At 76.2% G+C, this 526-nt stretch carries 1 protein-coding gene; it reads right to left on the reverse strand.

From position 1 onward, the window contains the following. Positions 1-526: lytic transglycosylase domain-containing protein (locus L2I40_RS24380; RefSeq protein ID WP_237217901.1), on the reverse strand; the 526-nt coding region annotated here is incomplete at both ends.

Genomic DNA, 526 nt, shown 5'->3' on the forward strand with positions numbered 1-526 from the left:
GGCCGTTCGGCGCGACCAGCACCGCCGGCCGCCGGCCCGCCGCGCAGAGGTCGCGCAGCAGGGCCGGCGAGGACATCAGCGTCCCGCCCGCCACCCGCTGCACGTTCACCCGCGCATGATAGGACAGGCCGCGCCCCGGCGTGGCCGAGTGGTACTGCGCGATGGCGTCGGCCCAGTTGCCGGTGCGCGCGCGCAACTCGCGCAGGAAGCGCACCGCATAGGCCACGTTGCGCGCGGGATCGAAGGCGGCGTCGAGGCTCTCGAAGGCCTCCGGGTGGAAGAACAGGTTCACCTGCATGCAGCCGACATCGACGGAGCGCACGCCGCGCGCGCGGAAGGATTCGACCTCGGCGATGGCGGCCTCGCGCGTCGGCGGGAAGCGGCTTTCGCCGCCGGCGTTGATCGCATGCGGCCAGGGCGCGATGCCGCCGCCGGGGCGCGCGTGCTCGCCGCTCCGCGGCAGGGGCCGCCCGCTCTCGACGCGGGCGATCGCCAGCAGAAGGCCCGGCGGCAGGCCGGCGCCCTG

It is taken from the genome of Falsiroseomonas oryziterrae (assembly GCF_021864505.1).
In the GTDB taxonomy this organism is placed as follows: domain Bacteria; phylum Pseudomonadota; class Alphaproteobacteria; order Acetobacterales; family Acetobacteraceae; genus Falsiroseomonas; species Falsiroseomonas oryziterrae.